Genomic DNA, 26,104 nt, shown 5'->3' with positions numbered 1-26,104 from the left:
TATTTGCCCACGGATTTACAGGGGGGAAACTTTTGGATATATCAGATGCTCTTTTAGTCAAAAGATGCTTAGAAGGGGATACACAGGCATTTTCCGGTCTGGTTAAAAGATATAAGAAATTGATATATAACATAATATACAATATAATATATAATAAGGACGAGGTTAATGATATTGCACAAGAGGTGTTTATCAGGATATATAAATCCCTTGATAAATACAATCCTCAATATAAGTTTTCAACATGGTGCGCTAAAATAGCAACTAATTATTGCTACGATGTATTAAAAAAGAAGAGGGTTGAGTGTGTACCTATAGAGGATGCATATGGACTGCACAGTGAAGCAGACACCCCGGAAGACAGCTATATAAAAAGAGAGCAGCGTGACAGGATTAATAATGAGATTATGAATTTACCTGAAAAATATAGAATTCTTTTGATACTTTACCACAAAAATGGTCTTTCATATGAGGAAATGTCCCAAGTACTAGATGAGCCTATGTCAATAATCAAAAACAGGATTTACAGAGCCAGGAAAATGTTAAAGGATAAACTGGCTTCCGGGAGAAAGGAAGGGATTACGTGATTAGTTGTAATTCATGTAATGTTTTAATTACAAAATACTTAGACGGTAATATAAGTGAAAAAGAGCAAAACCAATTGATGGAGCATGTAAGCATATGTGACCTTTGCAAAGAAGAATACACAAAATACAGCCTTATACTGGATGTATTAAATGAAAAAAGGGAAATAGAGCCCCCTGAGACATTTGAATCAGAAGTAATGGCAAAAATACAGCGCATCAATTTATATGCGAAAAAGTCAAGGGACAAAAAGTTTCTTAAACTATATTTTGCATCCAGCATACTGTTTACATTGGCGCTTATCATAGCCGGTGCGGCTTTTAGAGAACAGCTGTTGGCTATTTTCCTTTATATAAATTTTCCTACAAAATATGCTTATGGTATATACCATTTTCTAGAAGTATCTGCAGTGTTTTTTACCATGGTTAAAAATGTTTTAATTTATTTATGCGTATATATTTCTGAGGTATATATTATTTTAATCGGACTGGCAGTATTAGCCTTTCTGTCAAAAGCCTATAAACCCAAAAATAAAAAGGACAAAACAGTAGAACTTTTTCAAAAATAGTGGTATAAATAAAATGTTGGATAAAAGAATTAGGAGGATATTACACATATGATTAAAGAGACAATTAAAGTTAACAAAGAAAACGGGTTAGAACCTAAACAGGCTGCATTATTTATTCAAAAAGCATCCAATTACAAATCAAATGTATGGATAGAAAAAGGTGAAAGAAAGGCTAACGGAAAGAGTTTATTGGGGATTTTGTCACTAGAAGTTGCAAAGGACAGTGATGTTACCATTATAGCAGAAGGAGAAGACGAAGAAGAGGTATTAAAGGTTTTAAAAGATTTTCTTACTTCAGATTTAGAAGAAAGTGTGTAAAAGCATGATAGAAGAGATTTTTAAAGGAAATGCCGTTTCATCAGGTACAGCTATAGGGAAATTATTTATTATAAAAGATACAGAATTTAAAATAGATGAAGGGAATATAGAAGATATAGAAATTGACAATCAAATCACTTTATTGGAAGTTGCTATTTGTAAAACCTTTATAGAAATTTATGATTTAAAGGACGGATTCAGAGGAATACTTAGTGAAGAGGAAAACCGGATATTTGATTTTTATAGGGAAGTGTTAGATGATAAAAGAGCTTTTTTGAAGAGATAAAAAATACAATTAAAACAAAAAAGGTATATGCTTCAAAGGCTATTCATTTATGTATTCAGAAATACATAGATGAAATTTTGCAAAGCAATAATGAATATATGAAGCAAAGGATATACGATTTAAATGATATTAGAAAGAGAATTATTAAAAATATACATGGTGAGGACAGCACTGATTTTGATAAAATCAATAATAAGAATATTGCCGCAGTGAAAGAACTTACCCCTACAATTGCTACAATGTTGTGTAAAAAATCCGTTAAAGGAGTTTTGGCTAATGAGGGGGCAGGTTTTTTTTCTCACAGCGCAATTATTTTAAGAAGCGGCGGAATTCCCGTTTTAGGAGAAATTGAATTTGAAAAAATTGCAAAATACCACGGTAGTGCTACCATAATTGATTGTCAGTCAGATTTGGCAATTGTTAATCCATCACATTCAACGGTGGAGAGCTATAGAAAACAAATTGACGATTATAAAATTATTTATAACAAAAAACAAAATCAAATGCCTGTTGTAACTACTGACGGACATTTAGTGACAATTTTAGCAAACATCAGCAATGTAAAGGATTTTAATACTGCTAAAGCTTTAAATATGGCGGGAATCGGTCTTCTTAGGACAGAATCTCTTTACCTTAATTACAAAAAACCACCTAATGAGAGAAGACAATATCTAATATACTCAAAAATAGCAAAGGAAATGTCAGGAAAACCGGTTGTAATAAGGACTGCTGACATTGGAGGGGATAAATTACCGGATTCTTTAGGAATAAATACAGAGTCATTAGAAAGAAGCTCTCGGGGGATTAAGAGGTCCCTTGAGCGGAAAGAAGAATTTATGACTCAGATAAAATGCATTTTAAAGGCGGCAGAAAAGGGGAATATAAAAATATCCTTTCCTATGGTAAGCACGGCTAAAGAGCTTAGGGAAGCCAAAAAAATAATAGAAGAGGCTGCTGAAAGACTATAAAAAGAGTACTCATATAGAGCCAAAAAAATAAGTGTGGGCACCATGGTAGAGACTGCCCTTGCGGTGGAGAATTTAGATGAAATATTAAAAGAAGTGGATTTTATCAGTATAGGCACCAATGATTTACTGCATCAAATTTGTAAATTCAACAGAAAGTGCTCCCCATTAGAGAGAAGATCCTATTTAGAGCCGGAATTTCTTAAAACCTTGCAGTACTGCATAGATAAAGCTGTAATAAATAACAAAAGGGTAAGTGTCTGCGGGGAAATGGCAAGTGATATTGAAGCTGTTGCTATACTTATAGGAATGGGGGTACATGAACTCAGTATGAACCCTGTTTTTTCATTAAATGTAAGCAGCTTTATAAGAAACATAAGCTTTAAGGAAGTACAGGAAATAGCACGGAAAGCTGTCATGGAAAAATCCATTGAATCTGTTAAAAGTATACTGTCAAAATGAGCTGAAGGATTTAAAACATAAATAAATTTTAACATAAGTAGATTTTAAACATATATAAACACAAATATTACAAGCTTTGTAGTACGGGATGTGAAAGAGATGTTTAATATAGCTGAGGAATTAAAGAAATTGCCGGAAAAACCCGGCGTATACATTATGAAAAATAAACCCGGCGAAATTATTTATGTTGGAAAGGCGGTTGTTTTAAAAAACAGAGTTCGCCAGTATTTTAATTCCCACTCCAACCAAAATCCAAAAGTCCAGGCAATGATTTCTCAAATTCACGAGTTTGAATATATAGTAACTGATACAGAAATTGAAGCACTGATACTTGAGTGCAACCTTATAAAAAAGCATAAGCCTAAATACAATATTATGCTAAAGGATGACAAAAATTATCCTTTTATAAAGGTAACTATGAAGGAAGATTATCCCAGGGTTGTTATAACCAGAAAAATAGAAAAGGACGGGGCTAAGTATTTCGGACCTTTTACAAGTGCCGGGGCTGTAAAGGAAACCGTTGATATTATTAAAAAGATTTTCCCAATAAAATCTTGCAATAAAGTATTTAAAGATAATAAAGGTAAAGACAGGCCTTGTTTAAACTATCATATTCATCAGTGTTTAGGACCTTGTCAGGGAAATGTAAGCAGGGAAGAGTACAGGGAAATTATATCCGATGTTGTAAAATTCCTTGATGGAAACCAGCAGGATTTAATTGAAAAGCTGGAAAAAGAAATGGATGAAGCTTCTCAAAATATGGAGTTTGAGAAAGCTGCAAGAATTAGGGATAAGATAATAAGCCTAAGGCATATAACACAAAAGCAAAAGATTGTAAGTGCTGATATGGAGGACCAGGATGTAATTGCTTTTGCAAGGGATCAAATTGATTCCTGCATACAGATTTTTTTCATAAGAAAAGGAAAGATAATAGGGAGAAAGCATTTTATTTTTGAAGGTGTCGGCCATTTAACTGATGGTGAGCTGATGACTTCATTTATAGAACAGTTTTACAGCAGTACAGAGTACGTCCCAAAAGAAATTGTAATACAGGTGGACATTGAAGAGAGGGATATTATAGAAAAGTGGCTTTTAGAAAAGAGGACATCTAAAGTTTATATAAAGGTGCCAAAAAGAGGGGAAAAGCTAAGGCTTATTGAAATGGTAGCGGAAAATGCAGGGATTTGCCTTGAGAATTTTAAAGAACGGGTAAAAAATGAAAGGAAAATTGCAAAAGAAGGGCTTGAAAAAATAACGGCTGTTTTAGGTTTAAAAAAACATCCGGAAAGAATAGAAGCCTATGATATATCTAACCTTGGATCATCTGAAATTGTGGCGTCCATGGTGGTTTTTGAAAAGGGACTTCCCTCTAAAAGTGAATACAGAAGGTTTAAGATAAAGTCAGTTGACGTGCAGAATGACTATGGTAGTATGCAGGAAGCAATATTTAGAAGATTTATGCGTGCTAAAAAACACAAAGACGGGGAAAAAGAAGATAAGGGTTTTGGAAAGCTTCCGGATATAATAATGGTAGACGGAGGCATAGGACATGTAAATTCAGTGTATGATGTTTTAAAAGAGCTTCAATTTGAAAATATACCTGTAATAGGGATGGTAAAAGATAAAAAACACAGGACAAGGGGATTGGTTGGGAAAGATTTTGAATTTGAACTTTCCCGGGATCTCTTGCTTTTAAGATTTATAACATCCATACAGGACGAAGCCCACAGATTTGCCTTAGAATACAGTAAAAGGCTTAGAAAAAAGAGATATTCAGGTTCTGTATTGGACAATATAGAAGGGATAGGGCAGAAAAGAAAGCAGGCCTTAATAAGGCATTTTGGCTCTATAAAGAAAATAAGGTCTGCAAGTGTAAGCCAGCTTTCTGAAGTTAAAGGCATAAGCAAAGAACTGGCCAACAATATATATGAATATTTCAGGCAATAGGAGTTAATTTAAAATGGCTGTATACGGGATTTCTGATTTACACCTTTCATATGGTATAGATAAACCCATGGATATTTTTGGGGGCGCATGGGTAAATTATATGGATAAACTTAAAGAAAACTGGGAAAAAATCGTTAAAGAGGAGGATTATGTCCTTATTCCGGGTGATATTTCCTGGGCTACTTATTTGGAACAGGCAATAAATGATTTTCAGTTTATTGAAAATCTCCCCGGAAGGAAAGTTATTTCAAAAGGCAATCATGACTACTGGTGGACTACCATGAGCAAGCTAAATAAATTTTTAGAAGAAAATAACTTTAAAACCATTGAATTTATACATAATAACAGTTATAATATACAAGGCTTTATTGTATGCGGCACAAGAGGATGGAAATGTCCCGGAGATGACGGCTTTAGTGAGGAGGACAAAAAAATATACGAAAGGGAATTAAACAGGTTGAAGTTATCCCTAAGTATGGCAAAGCCCTGCAGCGGAAAAGAAGAAATTGTAGTTATGATGCATTACCCCCCCTTTAATTCCTCAAAGGAGCCATCAGGTTTTGTGGAAATAATGGGGGAATACGGGGTAAAAAAATGTTTATACGGTCATCTTCATGGAAATAGTTTTAATAGTGCAGTTGAAGGTATAGTTGAAGGAATTGATTTTAAACTTGTGTCTTCTGACTATTTAAATTTTACGCCTTATAATATATCTGATTATTAATTTAGACTTCGTACTATTGTATTTTTAAAACATATTATGTTATAATGTAATGGTTAATTTTAATGTCCATTTTTAAATATATACTGGATTTATGCCTTATGCAACAGGATTAATGCCTTATACACAAAATTTATATCATAAATTACACAGGTTTATATTTTAAATTTCAAATAAATGGTTTATCGTGTATTAATAAAAGCAAATAAATTGCATATTAATAAAAGCAAATAATGGGAGGAAAAATTATAAATGAATGTTAAGTTGGAAAAAAAGGAAAAAAATATTGTTGAGTTGGAAATTGAAGTTGATGCAGGTGTATTTGAGGAAGGATTAGAAAAGGCGTTTAGAAAGAATGCTAAAAGATTTAATGTACCTGGATTCAGGAAGGGGAAAGCACCTAGAAATATTGTGGAAAGATACTATGGACCGGAAGTGTTTTACGAAGATGCTTTAAATGAAATTTTCCCCAAAGCCTATGAAGAGGCTGTAAAGGAAACTAATATATTTCCTGTTGACAGACCGGAATTGGATATAAAGCAGATAGGAAAAGGCCAAAATTTAATTTTTACAGCAAGTGTGACAGTTAAACCTGAAGTTGAACTGGGAGAATATAAAGGTATTGAAATAGAGAAAATAGAAGTAAATATCACCGATGAAGATGTGGAAAAGGAAATCCAAAAGGTAGCTGAAAAAAATGCCAGAATAATAACTGTGGAAGACAGGGGCATACAAGAAGGGGATATTGCAGAGATAGACTTTGAAGGCTTTATAGACGGCGAACCTTTTGAAGGAGGAAAGGGATCTGATTTTCCTTTGGAAATTGGTTCCGGTAAGTTTATAAAAGGCTTTGAAGAGCAGCTTATAGGTGGAAGACCGGGGGATGATATTGAAGTTAAAGTTACCTTCCCAGAAGATTATGGCAGCGAAGAACTGGCAGGAAAGGATGCTGTATTTAAAGTAATAGTAAACGATGTTAAGAAAAAAGAGTTACCGGTAATAGATGACGAATTTGCAAAGGATGTAAGTGAATTTGACACTTTAGAAGAATATAAAGAAGATTTAAGAAAAAAGCTTACTGATGCTGCGGAACACAGGGCAAAGCATGAACTTGAAAATAAGCTTATAGAAAAAATAGTTGACAATGCCAAAGTTGAAATACCAAAGGTTATGGTTGATAAGCAGCTGGATGCTAATATGCGTGAATTTGATGCAAGTTTAAGATATCAAGGTTTCAGCCTTGAGCAGTATTTACAAATGGCACAGATGGACATTGACACATTTAGGGAGCAAGGCAGGGAAATGGCAGAAAAAGAAGTTAAAACCCAGCTTGTATTAGAAAAAATAAGCCAGGTAGAAAACATCCAGGCATCTGACGAAGAGTTTGAAGAGGAAGTGAAGAAACTTTCAGAAAAATATCAGAAAGATAAAGAAGAATTTATGAAACTTTTGAGAGATGACGATATAGAATATATAAAGAGTACAATAATTGCTAGAAAAACAATTGATTTTTTAGTGGAGAATGCAAAAATAGAATAAATAACGTTTAAGTACGGTGTATTTGGGAAAGAAATATATAACATTGATTGAAAACCAAGGAGGTATGATAATGAGTTTAGTACCGATAGTTGTGGAACAAACCAACCGTGGAGAACGTTCGTATGATATTTTCTCAAGACTATTAAAGGACAGGATAATAGTTTTGAGTGAAGAGATAAATGATGTGACAGCCAGTTTAGTAGTGGCACAAATGCTTTTTTTAGAGGCTGAAGACCCTGATAAGGATATACAATTATATATAAACAGCCCGGGTGGTTCAGTTACTGCAGGATTTGCAATATATGACACAATGCAGTATGTAAAACCTGATGTATCAACTATTTGTGTGGGGCTTGCAGCAAGTATGGGTGCTTTTCTGCTTGCAGCCGGGGCAAAAGGCAAAAGGTACGCATTGCCTAACAGTGAAATAATGATTCACCAGCCATTAGGTGGTGCAAGAGGTCAGGCAACAGACATTAAAATTCACGCAGAGTGGATACTCAGGATTAAAGACAAGCTTAACAGGATTTTAAGTGAAAAGACAGGTCAGCCTATTGAGAGAATTGAAAAGGATGTTGAAAGGGATTTCTTTATGACAGCAGAAGAGGCAAAAATTTACGGTATAGTGGATGAAGTTATGGAAAGAAGAAAATGAATGAGGTGGTAACGTGTCAAGATATGATGAAAAGAAACAGCTAAAATGCTCCTTCTGCGGTAAGACTCAGGAACAAGTAAAGAGACTGGTAGCAGGTCCGGGGGTATATATCTGTGACGAGTGTATAGAGCTTTGTTCAGAAATAATTGAAGAAGAGTTTGAAGATTCAAGGATTGATGCAGAGCTTAATGATATACCAAAGCCGGCTGAGATAAAGGAAATATTAGACCAGTATGTAATAGGTCAGGAAGCGGCAAAGAAGTCTCTAGCTGTTGCTGTTTACAATCATTATAAGAGAATTAATTTAGAAGTAAAAGCCTCTGATGTGGAGATTCAAAAAAGTAATATCGTTATGTTAGGACCTACAGGTTCAGGGAAGACGCTTTTAGCACAGACGTTGGCAAGAATTTTAAATGTTCCCTTTGCTATTGCTGATGCAACATCACTTACCGAAGCAGGTTATGTTGGTGAGGACGTTGAAAATATCCTTTTAAAGATTATACAGGCAGCAGATTATGATATAGAAAGGGCAGAAAAGGGAATTATATATATTGATGAAATTGATAAAATTGCAAGAAAGTCAGAGAATCCTTCTATTACAAGGGATGTAAGTGGGGAAGGAGTCCAGCAGGCACTGCTTAAAATTCTTGAAGGAACCATTGCTTCAGTTCCCCCACAGGGCGGAAGAAAGCATCCACATCAGGAATTTATACAAATAGATACCACAAATATACTGTTTATTTGTGGAGGTGCCTTTGACGGAATTGAAAAGATAATAGAAAACAGAATAGGTCAAAAGTCCATGGGCTTCGGGGCTAAAATTGAAAGCCGCAAAAAGGCCGATGTGGGCGAGATATTAAAAGAAATACTTCCACAGGACCTTTTAAAGTACGGGCTCATTCCTGAGTTTGTGGGGAGACTTCCGGTACTTGTTTCACTGCATTCCCTTGACAGGGATGCTCTTGTCAGAATACTAAAAGAGCCTAAAAATGCACTTATTAAGCAGTATCAGAAGCTTTTTGAAATGGACGATGTGGAGCTGGAGTTTGAAGATGATGCCCTAGAGGCTATTGCAGATAAGGCTATTGCTAGAAATACGGGTGCAAGAGGACTAAGGGCTATTTTAGAAGAAATTATGTTAGAGGTAATGTACGATATACCTTCAAGGGAAGATGTGGAAAAATGCATCATTACCAAGGAGTGTGTAGAAAAGAAAGAATCGCCTCAATTAATAATAAATGAAAACAAGAAAAAACGTCAAACAAATAAAAAGTCCAGAGTTAAAAAAGAATCAGCTTCTTAGAAAACTGAAAATTATAGATTTTTATAATACCGTTGCTTTTAAAAGTAGCGGTATTATTTTTTACTAAAAACGTTACTTTTAAATAATTTATGAGGTACTATATAGTGAAGAGATATTTTAAGGCAGGCAGGAGGTGGGTTGTTGGTTAAAGATGAAGTTTTGGTGAGAAAAGTGCTGGAGGGTGATATATCCAGTTTTACAGTTCTGGTAAAAAGATATCAGGACCGGCTTTATAGTTTCCTTCCAAAAATTACATATTCCAAAGAAGATGCAGAGGAAATACTTCAGGATGTATTTTTAAGGGCATACAAATATCTCTATAGATACAATGAAAAATGGAGTTTTTCCACATGGATATATAAAATTGCGGCCAACACATACAAATCCGGCTACAAAAAAAGAAAAAATACTATGAAAAAATTACTTTTGAGAAAATACCTGAGGAATTATACAATTTACAGGATTGTCCGGAAATTGTATACGAAAATAAAGAAATGTACACAGAATTTATTAAGATGATGGGGAGTTTAAGTGAAAAACAGAAAATAGCAGTTTTATTAAGGCATACAAAGGAATTTAGCTATAAAGAAATTGGAGAAATCCTGGGTATATCTGAATATGCTGCAAAAATGAGAGTCAAAAGGGGAAGGGAAATCCTTCGACAAAAATACAATAAAAAGAGAGGTGATATTATAAGATGAGGTGTAATTATAAAAAAGAGGACATAGAAAAGTACAGTGAAGGTACCCTTTCTGCTAATAGTGCAGAAAAGATAAAGAAGCATATAAAGTCATGTAAAGAATGTGCTTCATATTATGAGACTTTATCTTTTATTGATGCAGTTTCTAAAAATAAAATAGGGCTTAAAAAAGATTTATCAGAAAAGATAGCTGAAAAAATAGATAAAGAAAGATATGCCAAAAGCAAATTTGGTTTTGATTTTGCAAAAATTTTATATGTTTTTGGGTCTTTTAAAAGAATTAAAGAGGTTTACAGAAAACGGAGGTAATAGATTTTTGGGTCATCGTGTACCTGAATTTACAGCTGGTTTATGAACAAAATAAAACATAGATTAGAGAAAATAAGTACTGACTGATGTTAATCTTAAAAAGATACTAAATGCCTTTGGTACCTTAATAACTATACTGGCGTCATGTGAAATTAAAATTAGTAAAGGATCGTCAACCATTCTTGCTATCTCCAGTCAATCTTAGTTTTTTAATTTTTGCATAAAAATCTAAGTAAAAGAAATACTATTTTAAGCAGTATAATTATGTTATAACTTAGGGAGGGCAAAAAATGGTGACAACAATTCTTTTTATTATACAGTTTTTTTTCTCCATTATAATAGGACTATATTTTTTAAATTTATTTAAAACACAGCAGGGGAACAAAATTGCAATTGAAAAAGAATCAAAAAAAGAATTGGAAAAACTAAAAAGAATGCGGGATATAAAGCTTACCGAACCTTTAGCGGAAAAAACAAGACCTGCTGCGCTAAAAGATATAATAGGACAGAGCCAGGGAATTAAGGCACTAAGGGCGGCTTTGTGCGGGCCAAACCCACAGCATGTGATAATATACGGTCCGCCCGGGGTAGGGAAAACTGCAGCGGCAAGAGTTATTTTAGAAGAGGCAAAAAAAAATAAAATATCCCCTTTCAGAAGGGATGCTAAATTTGTAGAAATAGACGCTACCACAGTGAGGTTTGATGAAAGGGGGATTGCAGACCCGTTGATAGGTTCTGTACACGACCCTATTTACCAGGGAGCGGGAGCCTACGGTGTGGCGGGAATTCCCCAGCCAAAGCCCGGTGCAGTTACCAAAGCCCACGGCGGGATTTTGTTTATAGATGAAATAGGGGAGCTTCATCCCATACAGATGAATAAGCTTTTGAAAGTGCTTGAAGACAGAAAGGTGTTTTTAGAGAGTGCTTATTATAGTTCAGAGGATAAAAACATTCCCTCCCACATACATGAAATTTTTCAAAGAGGGCTTCCGGCAGATTTTAGACTGGTTGGGGCCACTACCAGGACTGCAGATGAAATACCCCCTGCCATAAGGTCCAGGTGTGTTGAGATATATTTCAGACCTCTCACACAAAGTGAAATAATGGAAATTGCCAGAAATGCTGCAAAAAAAGGTGATTTTGAATTGGAGGAAGGGGGAGATGCACTGATTGCAAAGTATGCCCAAAATGGCAGGGAAGCTGTCAATATAGTGCAGATTGCCGGAGGAGTATGCCTTGTTGAAGGCAGAAATACAATAAGGAAGAAAGATATTGAGTGGGTAATAGAGTTTGGACACTATAGCCCTCGTGTTGAAAAAAAGGTACCGGAGGAAGAACAGATAGGGGGCATAAACGGTCTTGCAGTGTTTGGAAACTCCGTTGGTATGGTTGTTGACATTGAAGTATCTGTAATGAAAGCATTAAACGGAAAAGGTGAAGTAAAAATAACAGGTATAATTGAAGAGGAAGAAATGAACGGAAAAGGGCAAAAACTTAGAAGAACCAGCTCTGCCAAAGCATCTGTTGAAAATGTATTGACAGTTTTGAAAAGGATTCTTCATATTGACCTTAGGGAATATGACATACATTTGAATTTCCCTGGAGGAATACCTATTGATGGTCCTTCAGCAGGAATCGCCATTGCAACTGCAATTTATTCGGCAATAAAAGAAATTCCTATAAGCAGCCAGATTGCCATGACAGGTGAAATATCAATCAGGGGTAAGGTAAAACCTGTAGGTGGTGTGGTAGCTAAAGTGGAAGCGGCCAAAAATGCAGGAATAAAAAAAGTATTAATTTCGAAAGAAAACTGGCAGGAAATGTTTGAGGATTATGATATAGAAGTGATACCGGTGGAAGATATATTTGAAGTTTTTGACCTGGTATTTAAAGGTGAGGACAAAAAGGAAGAAAATATACAACTGCCAAGGGATTCTGTAAATGTCCTGAGTGCCTCCCCTGCCAAATAAATACCTTTATGAAAAACAATTTATATGACAAATAGAAAATGCTCAAAAAAGAAAATACTCATATTAATATTTACAAAAGAGTATTTTAATTATAAGATATTTATTGTATGTATTTAATTTAAAGGGGCGAAAAAAAACAAATGGGAATAATTGAAGTAATAGTGTTGGGAATTATCCAGGGACTTACAGAGTTTTTACCAATAAGCAGTTCAGGACATCTTGTGCTTTTTAACAAACTTTTTGGAATTACTGAAGGTACTGTAACATTTAGTATAGCTGTTCATATAGCTACCCTTGTAGCGGTAGTATCAGTTTTGTGGAAAGATGTTTTGGAAATGATAAAAAAGCCTACAGGCAAATTAACTTTATTGGTAATTGTGGCAACCATACCCATGGGGATTGTGGGATTTATATTTAAAGATTTGTTAAAAAGCTTTTTGGAAACAGGAGTAACTGTCGGATTTGGTTTTTTAATAACCGGGACTGTTCTTTGGTTGGCAGAGTATATGAGTAAAAAGGAAAATAAGAATAAAAGGCTTGAAGAAACAAGTTTTTTGGATGCATTGTTTGTGGGGTGTGCACAGGTAATTGCCATGCTTCCTGCAGTGTCAAGATCCGGCTCAACCACCGGAGGGGCATTATTCAGAGGCTTAAACAGGGAATTTGCTTTAAAATTTTCATTCCTTATGTCAATTCCGGCAATTTTAGGACCTGCAGCTATAGAAGCTATAGATGTAATAAAAGACGGAAGCGGCTTGGGAGTGGAATTTTTTCCGCTTATAGCCGGAATGCTGGCAGCGGGTATATCAGGCTACCTGGCAATTAAATTCATGCTTAAAATATTTACAAAGGCCAGTTTAAAGGTATTTTCCTACTATGTTTATACTTTAGGAGTTTTGGTATTAATAGATCAGTTTATTACAAAAATATTTTTTAAATAGTTATTGAGGTGTAATATTAAAAAATAATCAAGTATATTTAGGCATATTATTAAAGATAAGCTGGTATAATATTTTAGTTATATTATTTAAGTATATTATCCAGGAATATTATTTAAGTAAAGCATATTATTTAAGTGATAAGCAGGTGTTATAATGAAGGATATTTTTATTCTGGGGATAGAAACAAGCTGTGATGAGACATCCGCTTCCATTGTGAAAAACGGTCGTGAGGTTGTCAGTAACGTCATTTCATCCCAGGTGGACTTACATATAAAGTATGGGGGTGTGGTTCCGGAGATTGCTTCAAGAAAGCATGTGGAACTTATTATACCTGTTATTGACCAGGCGGTGGAAGAAGCAGGGATGAGATTGGAGGAGCTGGACGCAATAGCCGTAACATACGGTCCTGGTCTTGTGGGGGCACTTTTAGTAGGTGTTTCTGCTGCAAAGGCTCTTGCCTTTACAATTGACAAGCCTCTCATTGCAGTGAACCATATTGAAGGGCATATTGCAGCCAATTACATCCAGCATAAAGATTTGGAGCCTCCCTTTGTCTGCCTTGTTGTTTCAGGAGGACACAGCCACATTGTATATGTTAAAGACTATGGAGAATATGAAATTTTAGGAAGGACAAGGGACGATGCGGCAGGGGAAGCTTTTGACAAAGTGGCAAGGGCTCTTGGTATGGGATATCCCGGAGGTCCCTTAATAGACAAAGCTGCAAAGGACGGTAATGCTGAAGCAATAAATTTTCCAAGGGTGTATTTTGAAAAGGGATGTTTGGATTTTAGTTTCAGCGGGATAAAAACTGCAGTGTTAAACTATATAAATGTGCAGACCCAAAAGGGTGAGGGCTATAAAGTTGAGGATGTGTGTGCAAGTTTTCAATGGGCAGTAGTGGAAGTTCTTATTAATAATCTTATTACTGCTGCAAAGTTAAAGGGTGTATCTAAAGTGGCACTTGCAGGAGGGGTTGCAGCTAATTCCTGTTTAAGGAGTGAATTTATAAGGGCGTCTTTAAACAATGATTTTAAAGCTTATTACCCAAGCCCTATACTTTGCACAGACAATGCGGCAATGATAGCTTCTTCTGCTTATTACCGTATGATAAAAGGCAAAGTATCAGATTTGTACCTAAATGCCGTTCCCGCATTGAAACTTGGGGAAAAATAAAAGTCCTGTGGATAACTTTTTAAATTATCCATGGGAAATATTTAGTTATTCACATATTAAATAATTATTTTTTTTATATGGATAAAAAATATGTGGAGAAATATCAGAAAATAAAACTGGTACTTTTGTATTATATCTAAAACATACTAACTTTCCTTTTAAATACATGTAAATAAAAGAAATATAGCCAAAGCCTTTAATACCAAGGCTTTTTTTTATACATTTTATCAGGTAAACAGAAAAAATAATGTTGTTTACGTAAAAAAACATAAAGAAAAATAATACAAAAGTCCTATTAATAAATTTTGTTAATATGACGAATGCTGTTGAAATTTAATATGTGAATATTGTGGAAATAATACTGGAATGCCGTTGTTTTAAGTGGTTTTAGATGTGGATAACTATGTGGATATTGTGGATTAATCAGTGGATATTTTGTAAACGGCATATAAAAACCATAGACAAATACCATAAAAAACCACACGCAAAAACAAAAAATACCAGGTATAAGTGGGATAAAAATCAACTTAACCTGGTATTTTTATATAATACCTAAAATTAAAATTTTAAAATGAAAGTTTACTGCCCTAAGTTAGAATACATTGTGTAATACTCTAAAACCTTTACTACATAGTTTTGTGTTTCACTAAAAGGAGGAATACCATTGTATTTTATAACATTGCCTGGACCTGCGTTATACGCAGCAAGGGCAAGTTTTATATCCCCTTCAAAATTATTTAGCTGATCCCTAAGATATTTTACTCCTCCTTCTATATTTTGGGCAATATCGAAAGGATCCGTTACCCCTAACCAATCTGCCGTGCCAGGCATTAACTGCATCAGCCCCTGGGCACCTGAACGTGAAATTACAGTGGGGTTAAAGTTTGATTCCTGTTTCATAACTGCTCTTATAAGATTAGGATCCACCCCGAATTTTTGTGAAGCAATTTCTATATTTCTATTAATCATTTCCATAAGTTCATTTCTGTCAGTTGGAATATAAGCCCTGCTATTTGCAAGGGCTGCTCTTGCACGCTTGACATCATGGGTCCTGTCATTGCCCTCTTTATCTACAGCGCCTAAAATAGTGTTATTTGGGTTTAATGTATCTATACTGATGTAAGTATCACTATCATTAATATTCTTATTTAAAGCAGAATTTAGGACGTCCTGAAAGGTATTTTCACGTGTATGTGTGCCGGCTATTTTTATTGGTACCCTGCTTTGAATTTCATTTAGTTTTTGGTAAAATATATCACTTACTTTCAAATATATCACCCTTTTTAAACATATCACTCTTTTTCACAGCATATAATTACAGGCGCTCATTTAACTTATGTCAAAATCTCTACCGGTAATATTTATCGGTAATATAAGAATATAATTAATAGAAAAAAATAAATTCAAGAAACTTCCTTACTTGTACGTTTTACAAATTTAGAACAGGTCTTTTTCTTTCTTCCGTTATACTTTCTGACTGTAAACAACTGACATATGCCCATACACCTGTCTTCAATATTTTTGTTGGTATCTAACATAATAAAATGTTCACAGTCTTTGCAGGTGTTAATTTTTCTTTTTAAAGACTTAAGAGAAGGCAGATATCTGTGTTTTGAACAAACGTAATCAGGGGAAACAACTCCTTTTTCAATGCATAGAATATCACCGTTTATGTTGATAAAAGTTCCTTTTAAGCAGTTACTGCAGCATCTTTTTGAGTCCAAAGCATTCTCCTCCTAACTATAGTACCCCCTAGGTGTTGTCTTTAGATGCAAAAGACATAATATCTACCATTATTTCACCATAGGCTTTATTTGATGACAAGTATATTATAACACCATAAGCATTAGTGTGGAAGGATGTGGGAAATAATATTTTATATTTTTATTTAAAAAAGCCTGTATTTCATGTATAATAGTAAGGATATCATTTATATTATATTTATGAAAATATTATGAAAAAATAAAAATGAAGCATAAAAATTAAGGGAGAAAAGCATTATGGATAAATTTATTGATTTACATACCCACTCTACTGTTTCTGACGGAACTATGACGCCTTCAGAGCTTGTCAGGCATGCGAAAAAGTCAGGTCTTTCGGCAATTGCCTTAACAGATCATGATACAATAGATGGTGTTGATGAGGCTATGAAGGAAGGTAAGAGTGCAGGGATTGAAGTTATAGCAGGTGTGGAAATAAGTGCTGATTTTGCTCCTCACAGTGAAATGCATTTGCTGGGGTATTTTTTTGATGGAAATCATAAAAACATAACTTCCCTGTTAGAGAGGCTTAAAGCCAGCAGGGACGAGAGAAACCCCAAAATTATTAAAAAACTCAATGAATTAGGTATTGATATAACTTTAGAAGAGGTAAAAGCGGAAGCTAAGGACAAGCTTGTGGGAAGACCTCATATAGCAAGTGTTTTAGTTAAGAAAGGATATGTCAAAAATATAAGTGAGGCATTTGAAAAGTATATTTCTGTTGGGAGACCTGCATATGTGAAAAGGGAAAAGCTACTGCCAAAAGAAGCTATAGAAGAAATTAAAAAATGTGGCGGGATACCTGTTTTAGCCCATCCTATTTATTTAGGTGTCCGTACAATTGAGGAGCTTAATGCATTGCTGAAAGAGTTAAAAGGATACGGCTTAGAAGGTATTGAAGTGTTTTATTCCGATAACATGCCCCATGAAACAATACTTTTTTTGAAATTAGCTGTAGAATATGATTTAGTACCAACTGGTGGGAGTGATTTTCATGGGTATTTAAAACCTCATATAAGTATAGGGACGGGCAGAGGTGATTTATATGTCCCGTATAAAGTGCTGGAAGAAATGAAAAAGTTGGCAGAAAAAAAAGGAAGGGTTAAGTCATATGAGTAAAAAGTTTGAAATGGTTGGCAATATATTATTATATTTACTGGTATTTATAATAAGTCAGTTTTTTGCTTCGTATATTGCAATGTTTGTGTTTTTTATTTTAAATGCAAAGGAAATAGGCTTTGCAGACATTATTTATATTCAAACACAAGTGGAAAAATTTATTTCCCAGTATACACCTGCTATTTATATTGTTTCTTTCATTCTTTCTACTATAGGGTATTTTACAATATTTAGACTAAAAAAGAAAAACATATATAAAGAAGGTGGTTTTTTAAAAATACCTTTTTATAAGATTTTTGTTTTGGTTTTTACCGGAGTGGCTGCAAATATAGTTGTGGATTTTTTATTAAATTATATTAGGCATAATGTTGATTTAGAACATACTTTTATAAAATACAACACCCTAATTGAAAGTATACTTTCTTCTAATAATGTAATTTTATTGTTATTAAGTACAGGAATACTGTATCCTTTTTTAGAGGAGGTTATTTTTAGAGGGTTTATTTTCAATGAACTAAGAAAGAATGTCAGTATAACGAAAGCCATAGGCATACAAGCCTTTTTGTTTGGATTTTTACATCTTGACCCTGTTCAAGGAACTTATGCTTTTTTATTAGGCTTGTTTTTGGCATATATATACCTTTGGACAGGTTCAATTTGGGCACCTGTTGCCCTGCATGTCGGGGTGAATTCTTATGCAGTAATGGCTTCTAAATTCCCTCAATTTTCACTAAACGGTACGCTGTATCTGGTATTATCCGTATTTGTACTTATAATTGGCACAGCAATTATTTATAAAACCAGACCGGAGCAAAATTAATAATAAGATTGATAAACTTAAATTATATGATGAACCTGTACTGTACTTGATTCCTGCCGTTTTTGTTTGAATTGGGTATTGTTTAAGAAAATATTATAAAAAATGCTATAAAAAAGTTTTAAAAAAATTCCCCCTTATAAAAATATTTTTATAAGGGGGATTAAAATTTTAAAGTTAATTTTTAGGGGAGAACCTCTATAAAATTTCCTGCCATATAGAGGTTTGAAATTAACAAACAGCTTAAGGTACTGAATTATACATTCTGTTAGTAGGTGTAATAGGTACTCCTTTTAACCTGAACAAATCAGTTAATGTTACAAATTCGTAGCCCTGACGTTTTAACTCAGGAATAATTATGTCAAGAGCTTCAGGTGTAGGATGTGGTAAAGGCTGAACGTCATGTAGAAGAATTATTGAACCGTCCCTTACGCTGTTTAGTATCATGCTTGCTCTTTGTTGGGCAGTTGTTGATTGATCCCAGTCATTTGCCGTAATACCGCCTGCAAATACTAAATCAATAGCTTGGAACATTGTAGGGCTTGTTGCAAGGTTTGGTGGACGGAAGAAGTTAGGTTTTACCCCTGCATACTGCATGATTACTGCATTTGTATCCTCTACAGACTTCCTTATTTCATTTACTGATTTATTATTTAAGCTTTCATAACCCCATGAGTGGTTTCCTATTTCGTGTCCTGAATCAACTACTCTTTTAACAATTGCAGCAGTTGAACCGTTGATTTTCTGACCTATCATAAAGAAAGTTGCCGGCACATTATAATAGTCAAGTTTGTCTAATACACGTGCTGTTAGTTGATTGTCCGGTCCGTCATCAAATGTTAATGCTACAAGTTTACTGTTAGGATTTACAGTTGGTTTTGGTAAAGGTGATGGTGATGGTGATGGCATTATATCCTCTGCAGGAAATCTATCAATAACTTCTAATATATATCTACCTAGCAGTGTAACGTCCATAGAGTTAATTATTCCGTCCCCGTTTAAGTCAGCAGCATTAATATTTGGTATAGAAGTTGAAACTTCCAGTATGTATCTGTTAAGAATTGATGCGTCCATAGAGTTAATTATTCCGTCTCCGTTTAAATCACCAAATTTAATTCCAGGCTGCTGGGTAGGTACCGGATCACTTCCGCCTCCTTTTGTAAATGTAAACCAGTCAATATTTACAGGACCTGAAAATACCAATACAACATCATTTACCCCTGTAACAGAAGTTATGTTTGTAGAAAGCTCTGTATAGTCATTCCAACCACCTGTAGAACCCACTTGTAAAGAACCTATGCGTGTTCCTGTTGAACTTCCTATTCTTATATCAATTGTTGTAGGATTTTCCACATCAGATGCAACATATGCAGTAAATTTGCTTGCACCGCTGCCAAAGTTTATGTTTTTAAATGTAAGTGTGTTTCCGCTTTCTATATAGCCTATACCTTCCCCATTGCCAGTTCCTATAATTTCCATGCTTGAAGAACTGTAAGCGTTGTATTCTTCTGCTTCAATTATTGAGAAAGCGTCTCTTGAGTTAGGACCGTTATTCTCCGGCATTGTAGAACCACCTGGTCCTCCTGGTTCCACTGGGTCTATTGGGTCGTTAGGTATACTTCCACCAATGGTAATTACGTTTTTATAAACGTCTGCAGAACCGCTGCTCTGGTATCCCTCTACTGTAGTAGCAACTTCATACATTTTACCCATTTTCATGCCCATGCTTTCCCAAGCTCTGAAGTGCTGGCTTACAGATACAGTACCGCTTGTTTTTTTAGATGTTCTAACACTCCAATACTGTTGGAAAGTTGCAGTACCTATAATGGAAGGCTGGTTAACCCTTGTAGTCTCATAAATGTCGTATGTACCGCCGTCCACTGTAATCATACCCTTTGACTGTGCTCCCGGAGGACGCCAGTTGCCCCAGCTTTCAATGATATAGTACTCTACCAGGGGATCAACTGTCCAACCGTAGATACATAGGTATGAGTTTCCATTTGGACGGTAGTCAGCTGCGTATTCCACCACAATATTACCAAGTTGTTGATGTGTCTTGGTTTGGTCAAATTTGCGGCCTTTACGGAATAATATATTGTTTATATTACTCCACTGACAGCTAAAAGCCCCGCCGTCTTTTAAAGTCATAGACCCTGAACCGGAATCTACCCAAAATTCAAAGTCATATCCCCCGTGTGTGCCTATTTCATTTGATGTTACAGTACGTGCTTGTACATTTGGCATAACTAAAATTGTCATACACATTATGATTGCCAAAAGTACTGTTGCCTTTTGTTTCATCTTATATCCCTCCTGTTTTTATACAATTTATTCACAATACTGCGCATTTATATATTTCGCAGTAATTGACTTATAATAATCATAATTTTAAAAAAAACATTTTATTTATAATTTTCATATGACGGAGAGTTAATTTTTTACTTCTGAAAGGTGGGATGCAGTACAAGTGCAAAAATAATACACTCCCTTATATTAAGTATGCTACGAAAAATTATTTTTGTGGATACTTTTTTATAAACATAATAAGAAATTGGCTATATATAATAAAATAATGATAATATCAATATGATAATAAGACATAATATCAAAAAATTGTAATTAAATAAAACCAATAATAAGCTATAAAGTGACTAAATGATATTCACACAGAAACAATTTATTGCAACAATTTATTTACATAGACCAGGGTGTGTGTTAAAATATACATGTAGTATAAGTTTTTATTTTAATTTTTTATTTAAACTAAAACTAATTTTTCTTGTCTGCGTAGGTTTGTCTGCATAGGTCTAATTCTCAAAAATACAATATTAAAAAGTTAGAGAAAAAAAGATAACCAATAAAGATAACAAATAAAAAGATATAATAAATATAGAGATATAATATAATTTCAAGGGGTGTAGTGTATATGTTTTTCAATATAAGTTTAGAAGGGAGGGTAAATAGTTCACAAAGAAAAAAGAGAAAAAGAAAAAAGAAAGCATTCTATAAGCTAAACTTATTAATTCTTTCAAACTCATTAAAATTATAGTTAAAATTGGGAGGTCTATTTAAATGAAAAGAAAGAGTAGCTTTTTAGTAATGATGGTACTTTTAATTAGTTGGTTACTGCCGGCAAACGTTCTAACTGTATACGGGGAAGAGTTTTTACCTTTAGGGGAAAAGATTTTATTCCAAGACTTTGAAGATGGAGACACAGGAAACTGGACAGCGAAGCCGTGGGGAGACGGCGGGGAAATTGGTATTTATGACTGGGGTGACAATAAATCTTTAGTACTTTCAGACAGAAGCTCAAGTGAGAGCCAGCCATTCTTAAACATAACAAATCTTATGAAATCAGGCAAGAAATACAACATGTCGATGAAATTGAGACTGGAAGAAGGAACAGGTGAATACCACATTACTGCTAAAGTGGCTTCAGAAGAGGAAGAGAATTATATCTGGATAGTAGGAAACAGGGAAGTTACTTCTGAAGACTGGACGGTTTTTGAGTTTAAAAACTATGAAGTACCAATGAATACTACAGAGTTTTTAATCTGGATAGAGCCAGGGGAAGGAACAGACGTGGGGGATGTTATCCCGGACATTTATATTGATGATGTGGAAATTGTAGAAGTTCAAGAAGTTACAGAAGTATTATTCCAGGACTTTGAAGACGGAAACCCTGGCAACTGGGTAGCAAAGTCATGGGGAGACGGTGGGGAAGTTGACATATATGACTGGGGAGACAACAAGTCATTAGTGTTTAAGAACAGAAATTCAAAGGATAGCCAGCCGTTCTTAAATTTAACAACCCTGATGGAGTCAGGCAAAAAGTACAATATATCATTAAAATTAAGAATATCAGAAGGAACGGGTGAATACCACATAGCCAGCAAGGTGGCTTCAGGAGGAGAAGAAAATTATCCGTGGCTTATAGGAAACAGGGAAGTTACTTCTGAAGACTGGACGGTATTTGAGTTAAAAGACTACGAAGTACCAATGGCTACTACAGAATTTTTAATCTGGATAGAACCAGGGGAAGGAACAGATGAAGGAGATGTTATTCCTGATATCTACATAGACGATGTGTCAATTATATGCCTCTCAACATCTGAATCCGGAGAAGAAGAGGAAGAATTCTTTTATGATTTTGAAACCGGAACAACTCAGGGCTGGAGGCAAAGAGGCGGTGTAAGCTTAGAGGTAGTTGATGAAGAAGTATATGCCGGACAATACAGCTTAAAAACCACCGGAAGAACTCAAAATTGGGAAGGACCAAGCATCAACCTGGTTAACTCACTTAAAAAAGACACAGAATACAATATCTGTGCCTATGTGAAGGTTATAGAAATTCCTGAAGATTTTGAAGAGGCATTAATTCTTTCCATTACTATGGAAGAATTGGCTTCAGGTGCTGAATCAAAGAATTGGAAAAACATAGCTGCTGTTGAAATAACAGATACACAGTGGGTTCAGGTAAGCGGTACTTATACTTTTACAGAAGATATGGATGAACTCACACTATATATTGAGTCAAATCATCCGGAAATTGGTTTTTACTTAGATAATGTGAGCATAGGTAAAGACCAGACCGGTATTAAAGCTGACTTTGAAGACGGTATCGGCAATTGGGTAATAAGAGATGCTTCTTACGGGAGCATAGAACTTACAACTGAAGATAACTACACTAAAGATGGTTCCCAAAGCTTAAGTGCAACTGTATCAAGTAGATATAACGGGCCGATTTTAGACGTTATGGGCAAAATGCATAAGGGACATAAATACCACTTATCTGCATGGGTTAAAATGGCAGAAGGTGAAGTGCCAACTGTACTGCGTATTAGCGTACAAAGCGGAAGTGATACATTTACCAATGTCTCTAAGGATGTAACCGTAACAGATGAAGAGTGGGTACAGTTGTCAGGTGATTTCACACTGTCAGTTAATCCGGCTGTTTTATATGCATATGTGGAAACAGTTGATGAGCCTGACGGCGAAGTAAAATTCTATATGGATGATTTTGAAATTTCTTATATTGGTCCTGTTGGTGCAAGAAAGCCGATTCAGACTGATTTGACACCAATAAAGGAGGCTTATAAAGATTACTTTTTAGTTGGTAATATAGTATCAGCAGTGGATTTAGAAGGTCAAAGACTTGAGCTTCTAAAACATCATTTTAATGTTCTTACAGCGGAAAATGCTATGAAACCGGATTGTGTATATAATTCCCGGAGAGAATTTGATTTCAGTGCACAAAACCAACTTGTGGATAAAGTTAAAGAAGAAGGATTTGAAATGTTTGGCCACGTATTGGTATGGCATCAGCAAATGCCTCTGTGGCTAAGTACAGATGAAGACGGCAATCCGCTAAGCCGTGAAGAAGCCCTTGAAAACTTGAGAACTCACATCACAACAGTTATAGAAAACTTCGGGGACAAGGTAATTGGCTGGGATGTTGTAAACGAAGCAATTAAAGACGGTTTAACTGATACAGCAACCCCTGACAATTGGCAGTGGGCACTTCGTGAATCTTCCTGGTACAAAGCAATTGGACCGGATTATGTAGAGATAGCCTTTAGAATTGCAAGGGAAGTACTGGACGAAAACGGTTGGACAGATGTGAAATTATACTATAATGACTACAATGATGATAACCAGCAGAAAGCATCTGTAATGTACAGCATGGTAAAAGACATTAACGACAGGTACGCAGCGGAAAATGACGGCAGACTGTTAATTGACGGTATTGGAATGCAGTCTCACTATAATGTAAATACAAATGTAGAAAATGTACGCTTATCTTTAGAGAAATTTTCAGAGTTAGGTGTTGAGATAAGCATTACTGAGCTTGATATTACTGCTGGTTCCGACTTTGTACTTACAGAAAAGGAAGCTATTGACCAGGCTTACTTATATGCAGAATTATTTAAACTTTATAAAGAATACTCTGACCATATTGCAAGAGTGACTATTTGGGGATTGGATGATGCTTCCAGCTGGAGAACTGAGGGAAGTCCGGTGTTGTTTGATGCTGAGTTGCAGGCTAAACCAGCTTATTATGCAATTATGGATCCTGAAAAATTTATTGAAGAAAACCCACGTGAGGAAAGAGAACCTAAAGAAGCGAAAGCAGTATATGGAACACCTGTTATTGACGGTGAGATAGATGACATATGGAAAAAAGCACCTAAGATAAATATAGACCAGTATCAGACAGCATGGCAAGGTGCTACCGGTTTTGGAAGAGCACTTTGGGATGAAGAAAACCTCTATGTTTTAATTGAAGTACAAGATGATGCACTTGACAAGCGCAATAGAGATCCATGGGAGCAGGACTCCATTGAGGTTTTCGTTGACCAGACAAATTCCAAGACTACATCCTATCAGGGAAGAAACCATGGACAGTACAGGGTTAACTTTGATAATGAAACTTCCTTCAACCCTCAAAGCATAGAGGAAGGATTTGAATCAGCAACAAGTGTTTCAGGTACAAATTATATAGTTGAAGTTAAAATACCGTTTACAGAAATAACTCCTTCCAAAGATACAGTTATAGGCTTTGACCTCCAGATTAATGATGCAAAGAATGGTTCCCGTCAGAGTGTTGTGGCATGGAACGATATAACAGGTACAGGATATATGGATCCATCAGTTTTCGGTAACCTGATTCTTGTTGATAAAATTGATTCATCAGAAGGCGGCAAGACCCCTGGAGGCAGTACAGGAGGAAGTAAATCTTCAGGAAGTTCTGACAAAGCTGACGAAGACAAAACTGAAGATGAAACTGACGCAGTAGTTGAGTTGGTTATTGATGATGAAGGAAAGGCTTCTGCTGCTGTAACTGATGAAATATTTGAAAAGATAATAAGCAATGCAAAAGACGGAAAAGGAAAAGTTGATGTTAAAAACACAGAAGATGTTGGAAGTTTAGTTGTAGAATTCAATGCTAAACAGATGAAAGAAGCATTAGAAGCTAATGTTAAAATAATTGAAGTGAATACAGATGCAACTTCTGTTGAATTACCGGTATCTTTCTTTGAAAATTCAGAAGACGATGCTGTTATTTTACTAGGTGTAACTAAAGCAGACAACAATGTGTATGAATTTTATTTATCAGTTGGAGATAAAAAGATTAAGCAATTTGATAAAAATCAAAAAGTAAATATATCCTTTAATTACACATTAGACGCAAACATAAATCCAGGTCAGGTTGTAGTAAGTTACATTGATGACAGTGGTAATTCTAAAGTTATTAGAAACGGATATTACAGCAACGGAAAAGTTCAATTTAAAGCAGAATCCTTTGGTAAATTTACAGCAGATCCTGTTGATGTAACACTAAATGATTTAGACCAGACTTCATGGGCTAAAGACGCTATCATAGCTCTTGCAGCACGCGGCATCATAAAGGGTGTGTCTGAGGATTCATTTGCACCACTTAAAAATGTAACCAGGGCAGAATTTGCACAAATGTTAGTTAATACATTTAATTTAGAATCTGATGGACAGGATAATCCATTTAGTGATGTTGAAGCAGGTGCCTGGTACGAAAATGCTATAATAACTGCATATGAGCTGGGCGTTGTAAAAGGAAGACCGGACGGAACCTTTGGAGTAAATGACCAGATTAGCAGGCAAGACATGGCAGTAATGACTTTTAACACTTTAAAAACTGTGGGAATTACATTAGAGCTTAAAGAAGCAGCAGTAGATTTTAAAGATGATTCAGAAATTGCCGGCTATGCAAAAGAAGCTGTAAAAACAATGCAGCAAGCAGGAATTATAAGAGGTATGGAAACCGGTGAATTTGCTCCACTGGCAAATGCAAACAGGGCACAGGCTGCAGTGATTTTATACAAACTACTAAATGAACTATAAAGGGTAGATAAAAATAAAAAAAAACCCGCTGTTTAAAAAAACAGCGGGTTTTTTTAAATAAAACGGCTTAAAAGCTAGAGTGCTTGAG

At 35.1% G+C, this 26,104-nt stretch carries 19 protein-coding genes and 2 pseudogenes; 18 read left to right on the top strand and 3 right to left on the bottom strand.

Annotated elements, in window-relative coordinates:
- The first annotated feature begins 32 nt into the window (after nucleotides 1-32).
- The 15 genes and pseudogenes from HVS_RS12920 to tsaD all read left to right on the top strand — a co-directional run bounded on the left by HVS_RS12920 (nucleotide 33) and on the right by tsaD (nucleotide 14,442).
- Nucleotides 33-587 (top strand): sigma-70 family RNA polymerase sigma factor, encoded by a 555-nt coding sequence (locus tag HVS_RS12920; protein ID WP_101303002.1) that lies wholly within the window; start codon nucleotides 33-35, stop codon nucleotides 585-587.
- Nucleotides 584-1,153 carry an anti-sigma factor gene (locus tag HVS_RS12915; RefSeq protein ID WP_101303001.1) on the top strand — a complete coding sequence of 190 codons (570 nt, stop codon included), beginning with the start codon at nucleotides 584-586 and terminating at the stop codon, nucleotides 1,151-1,153. The genes HVS_RS12920 and HVS_RS12915 overlap by 4 nt, the downstream gene beginning before the upstream one ends.
- 48 nt (nucleotides 1,154-1,201) lie before the next feature.
- Complete coding sequence (locus tag HVS_RS12910) at nucleotides 1,202-1,471, top strand: HPr family phosphocarrier protein (RefSeq protein WP_101303000.1); 270 nt, start codon at nucleotides 1,202-1,204, stop codon at nucleotides 1,469-1,471.
- Nucleotides 1,464-1,757, top strand: a complete 294-nt coding sequence (locus HVS_RS17310) for a phosphoenolpyruvate-utilizing N-terminal domain-containing protein (protein WP_242971567.1) — start codon at nucleotides 1,464-1,466, stop codon at nucleotides 1,755-1,757. Before HVS_RS12910 ends, HVS_RS17310 begins: the two co-directional genes overlap by 8 nt.
- Before the next feature lie 98 nt (nucleotides 1,758-1,855).
- Nucleotides 1,856-3,184 (top strand): annotated as a pseudogene (locus HVS_RS12905) (aldolase/citrate lyase family protein).
- A 99-nt stretch (nucleotides 3,185-3,283) separates the two neighbouring features.
- Complete coding sequence (gene uvrC / locus HVS_RS12900) at nucleotides 3,284-5,131, top strand: excinuclease ABC subunit UvrC (RefSeq protein WP_101302999.1); 1,848 nt, start codon at nucleotides 3,284-3,286, stop codon at nucleotides 5,129-5,131.
- A gap of 13 nt (nucleotides 5,132-5,144) precedes the next feature.
- Nucleotides 5,145-5,855, top strand: a complete 711-nt coding sequence (locus tag HVS_RS12895) for a metallophosphoesterase (protein ID WP_101302998.1) — start codon at nucleotides 5,145-5,147, stop codon at nucleotides 5,853-5,855.
- Nucleotides 5,856-6,104: 249 nt separating this feature from the next.
- Entirely contained in the window at nucleotides 6,105-7,391 is a 1,287-nt protein-coding gene (gene tig / locus HVS_RS12890; protein ID WP_101302997.1) for a trigger factor, read from the top strand.
- Between the two features lie 70 nt (nucleotides 7,392-7,461).
- Complete coding sequence (clpP, locus tag HVS_RS12885) at nucleotides 7,462-8,046, top strand: ATP-dependent Clp endopeptidase proteolytic subunit ClpP (RefSeq protein ID WP_101302996.1); 585 nt, start codon at nucleotides 7,462-7,464, stop codon at nucleotides 8,044-8,046.
- 13 nt (nucleotides 8,047-8,059) lie between these two features.
- Nucleotides 8,060-9,349 (top strand): ATP-dependent Clp protease ATP-binding subunit ClpX, encoded by a 1,290-nt coding sequence (gene clpX, locus HVS_RS12880; protein WP_101302995.1) that lies wholly within the window; start codon nucleotides 8,060-8,062, stop codon nucleotides 9,347-9,349.
- 162 nt (nucleotides 9,350-9,511) lie between these two features.
- Nucleotides 9,512-10,050, top strand: a pseudogene (locus tag HVS_RS12875) (RNA polymerase sigma factor).
- Complete coding sequence (locus tag HVS_RS12870) at nucleotides 10,047-10,358, top strand: anti-sigma factor family protein (protein WP_101302994.1); 312 nt, start codon at nucleotides 10,047-10,049, stop codon at nucleotides 10,356-10,358. The pseudogene HVS_RS12875 and the gene HVS_RS12870 overlap by 4 nt, the downstream one beginning before the upstream one ends.
- A gap of 290 nt (nucleotides 10,359-10,648) precedes the next feature.
- Nucleotides 10,649-12,328, top strand: coding sequence for an ATP-dependent protease LonB (lonB, locus tag HVS_RS12865; protein WP_101302993.1), 1,680 nt, complete (start codon nucleotides 10,649-10,651; stop codon nucleotides 12,326-12,328).
- A 140-nt stretch (nucleotides 12,329-12,468) separates the two neighbouring features.
- Nucleotides 12,469-13,269, top strand: a complete 801-nt coding sequence (locus HVS_RS12860; protein ID WP_101302992.1) for an undecaprenyl-diphosphate phosphatase — start codon at nucleotides 12,469-12,471, stop codon at nucleotides 13,267-13,269.
- Nucleotides 13,270-13,422: 153 nt separating this feature from the next.
- Nucleotides 13,423-14,442, top strand: a complete 1,020-nt coding sequence (gene tsaD / locus HVS_RS12855; RefSeq protein ID WP_101302991.1) for a tRNA (adenosine(37)-N6)-threonylcarbamoyltransferase complex transferase subunit TsaD — start codon at nucleotides 13,423-13,425, stop codon at nucleotides 14,440-14,442.
- Nucleotides 14,443-15,021: 579 nt separating this feature from the next.
- Here tsaD and HVS_RS17305 read toward each other — a convergent pair.
- On the bottom strand, nucleotides 15,022-15,582 hold the full coding sequence (locus tag HVS_RS17305; protein ID WP_412779141.1) for a lytic transglycosylase domain-containing protein: 561 nt from the start codon (nucleotides 15,580-15,582) through the stop codon (nucleotides 15,022-15,024).
- Between the two features lie 263 nt (nucleotides 15,583-15,845).
- Nucleotides 15,846-16,166, bottom strand: a complete 321-nt coding sequence (locus HVS_RS12845) for a hypothetical protein (protein ID WP_101302989.1) — start codon at nucleotides 16,164-16,166, stop codon at nucleotides 15,846-15,848.
- Nucleotides 16,167-16,442: 276 nt separating this feature from the next.
- On the opposite strand from HVS_RS12845, the gene HVS_RS12840 reads away from it, so the two are divergent.
- Together HVS_RS12840 and HVS_RS12835 are read left to right on the top strand one after the other, a co-directional pair.
- Entirely contained in the window at nucleotides 16,443-17,321 is an 879-nt protein-coding gene (locus tag HVS_RS12840) for a PHP domain-containing protein (RefSeq protein ID WP_101302988.1), read from the top strand.
- Nucleotides 17,314-18,141 (top strand): CPBP family intramembrane glutamic endopeptidase, encoded by an 828-nt coding sequence (locus HVS_RS12835; RefSeq protein ID WP_101302987.1) that lies wholly within the window; start codon nucleotides 17,314-17,316, stop codon nucleotides 18,139-18,141. The genes HVS_RS12840 and HVS_RS12835 overlap by 8 nt, the downstream gene beginning before the upstream one ends.
- Nucleotides 18,142-18,381: 240 nt before the next feature.
- Here HVS_RS12835 and HVS_RS12830 read toward each other — a convergent pair whose 3' ends face one another.
- Nucleotides 18,382-20,439, bottom strand: a complete 2,058-nt coding sequence (locus HVS_RS12830; RefSeq protein ID WP_101302986.1) for a glycoside hydrolase family 11 protein — start codon at nucleotides 20,437-20,439, stop codon at nucleotides 18,382-18,384.
- A 771-nt stretch (nucleotides 20,440-21,210) separates the two neighbouring features.
- Here HVS_RS12830 and HVS_RS12825 point away from each other — a divergent pair.
- Complete coding sequence (locus tag HVS_RS12825) at nucleotides 21,211-26,016, top strand: glycoside hydrolase family 10 protein (RefSeq protein WP_101302985.1); 4,806 nt, start codon at nucleotides 21,211-21,213, stop codon at nucleotides 26,014-26,016.
- The last annotated feature ends 88 nt before the right edge of the window (nucleotides 26,017-26,104 follow it).

The organism is Acetivibrio saccincola, assembly GCF_002844395.1.
GTDB lineage: Bacteria > Bacillota > Clostridia > Acetivibrionales > Acetivibrionaceae > Herbivorax > Herbivorax saccincola.
Note: the sequence above shows the minus strand (reverse complement) of the source record. Positions and strands in the feature narration are given on the sequence as shown.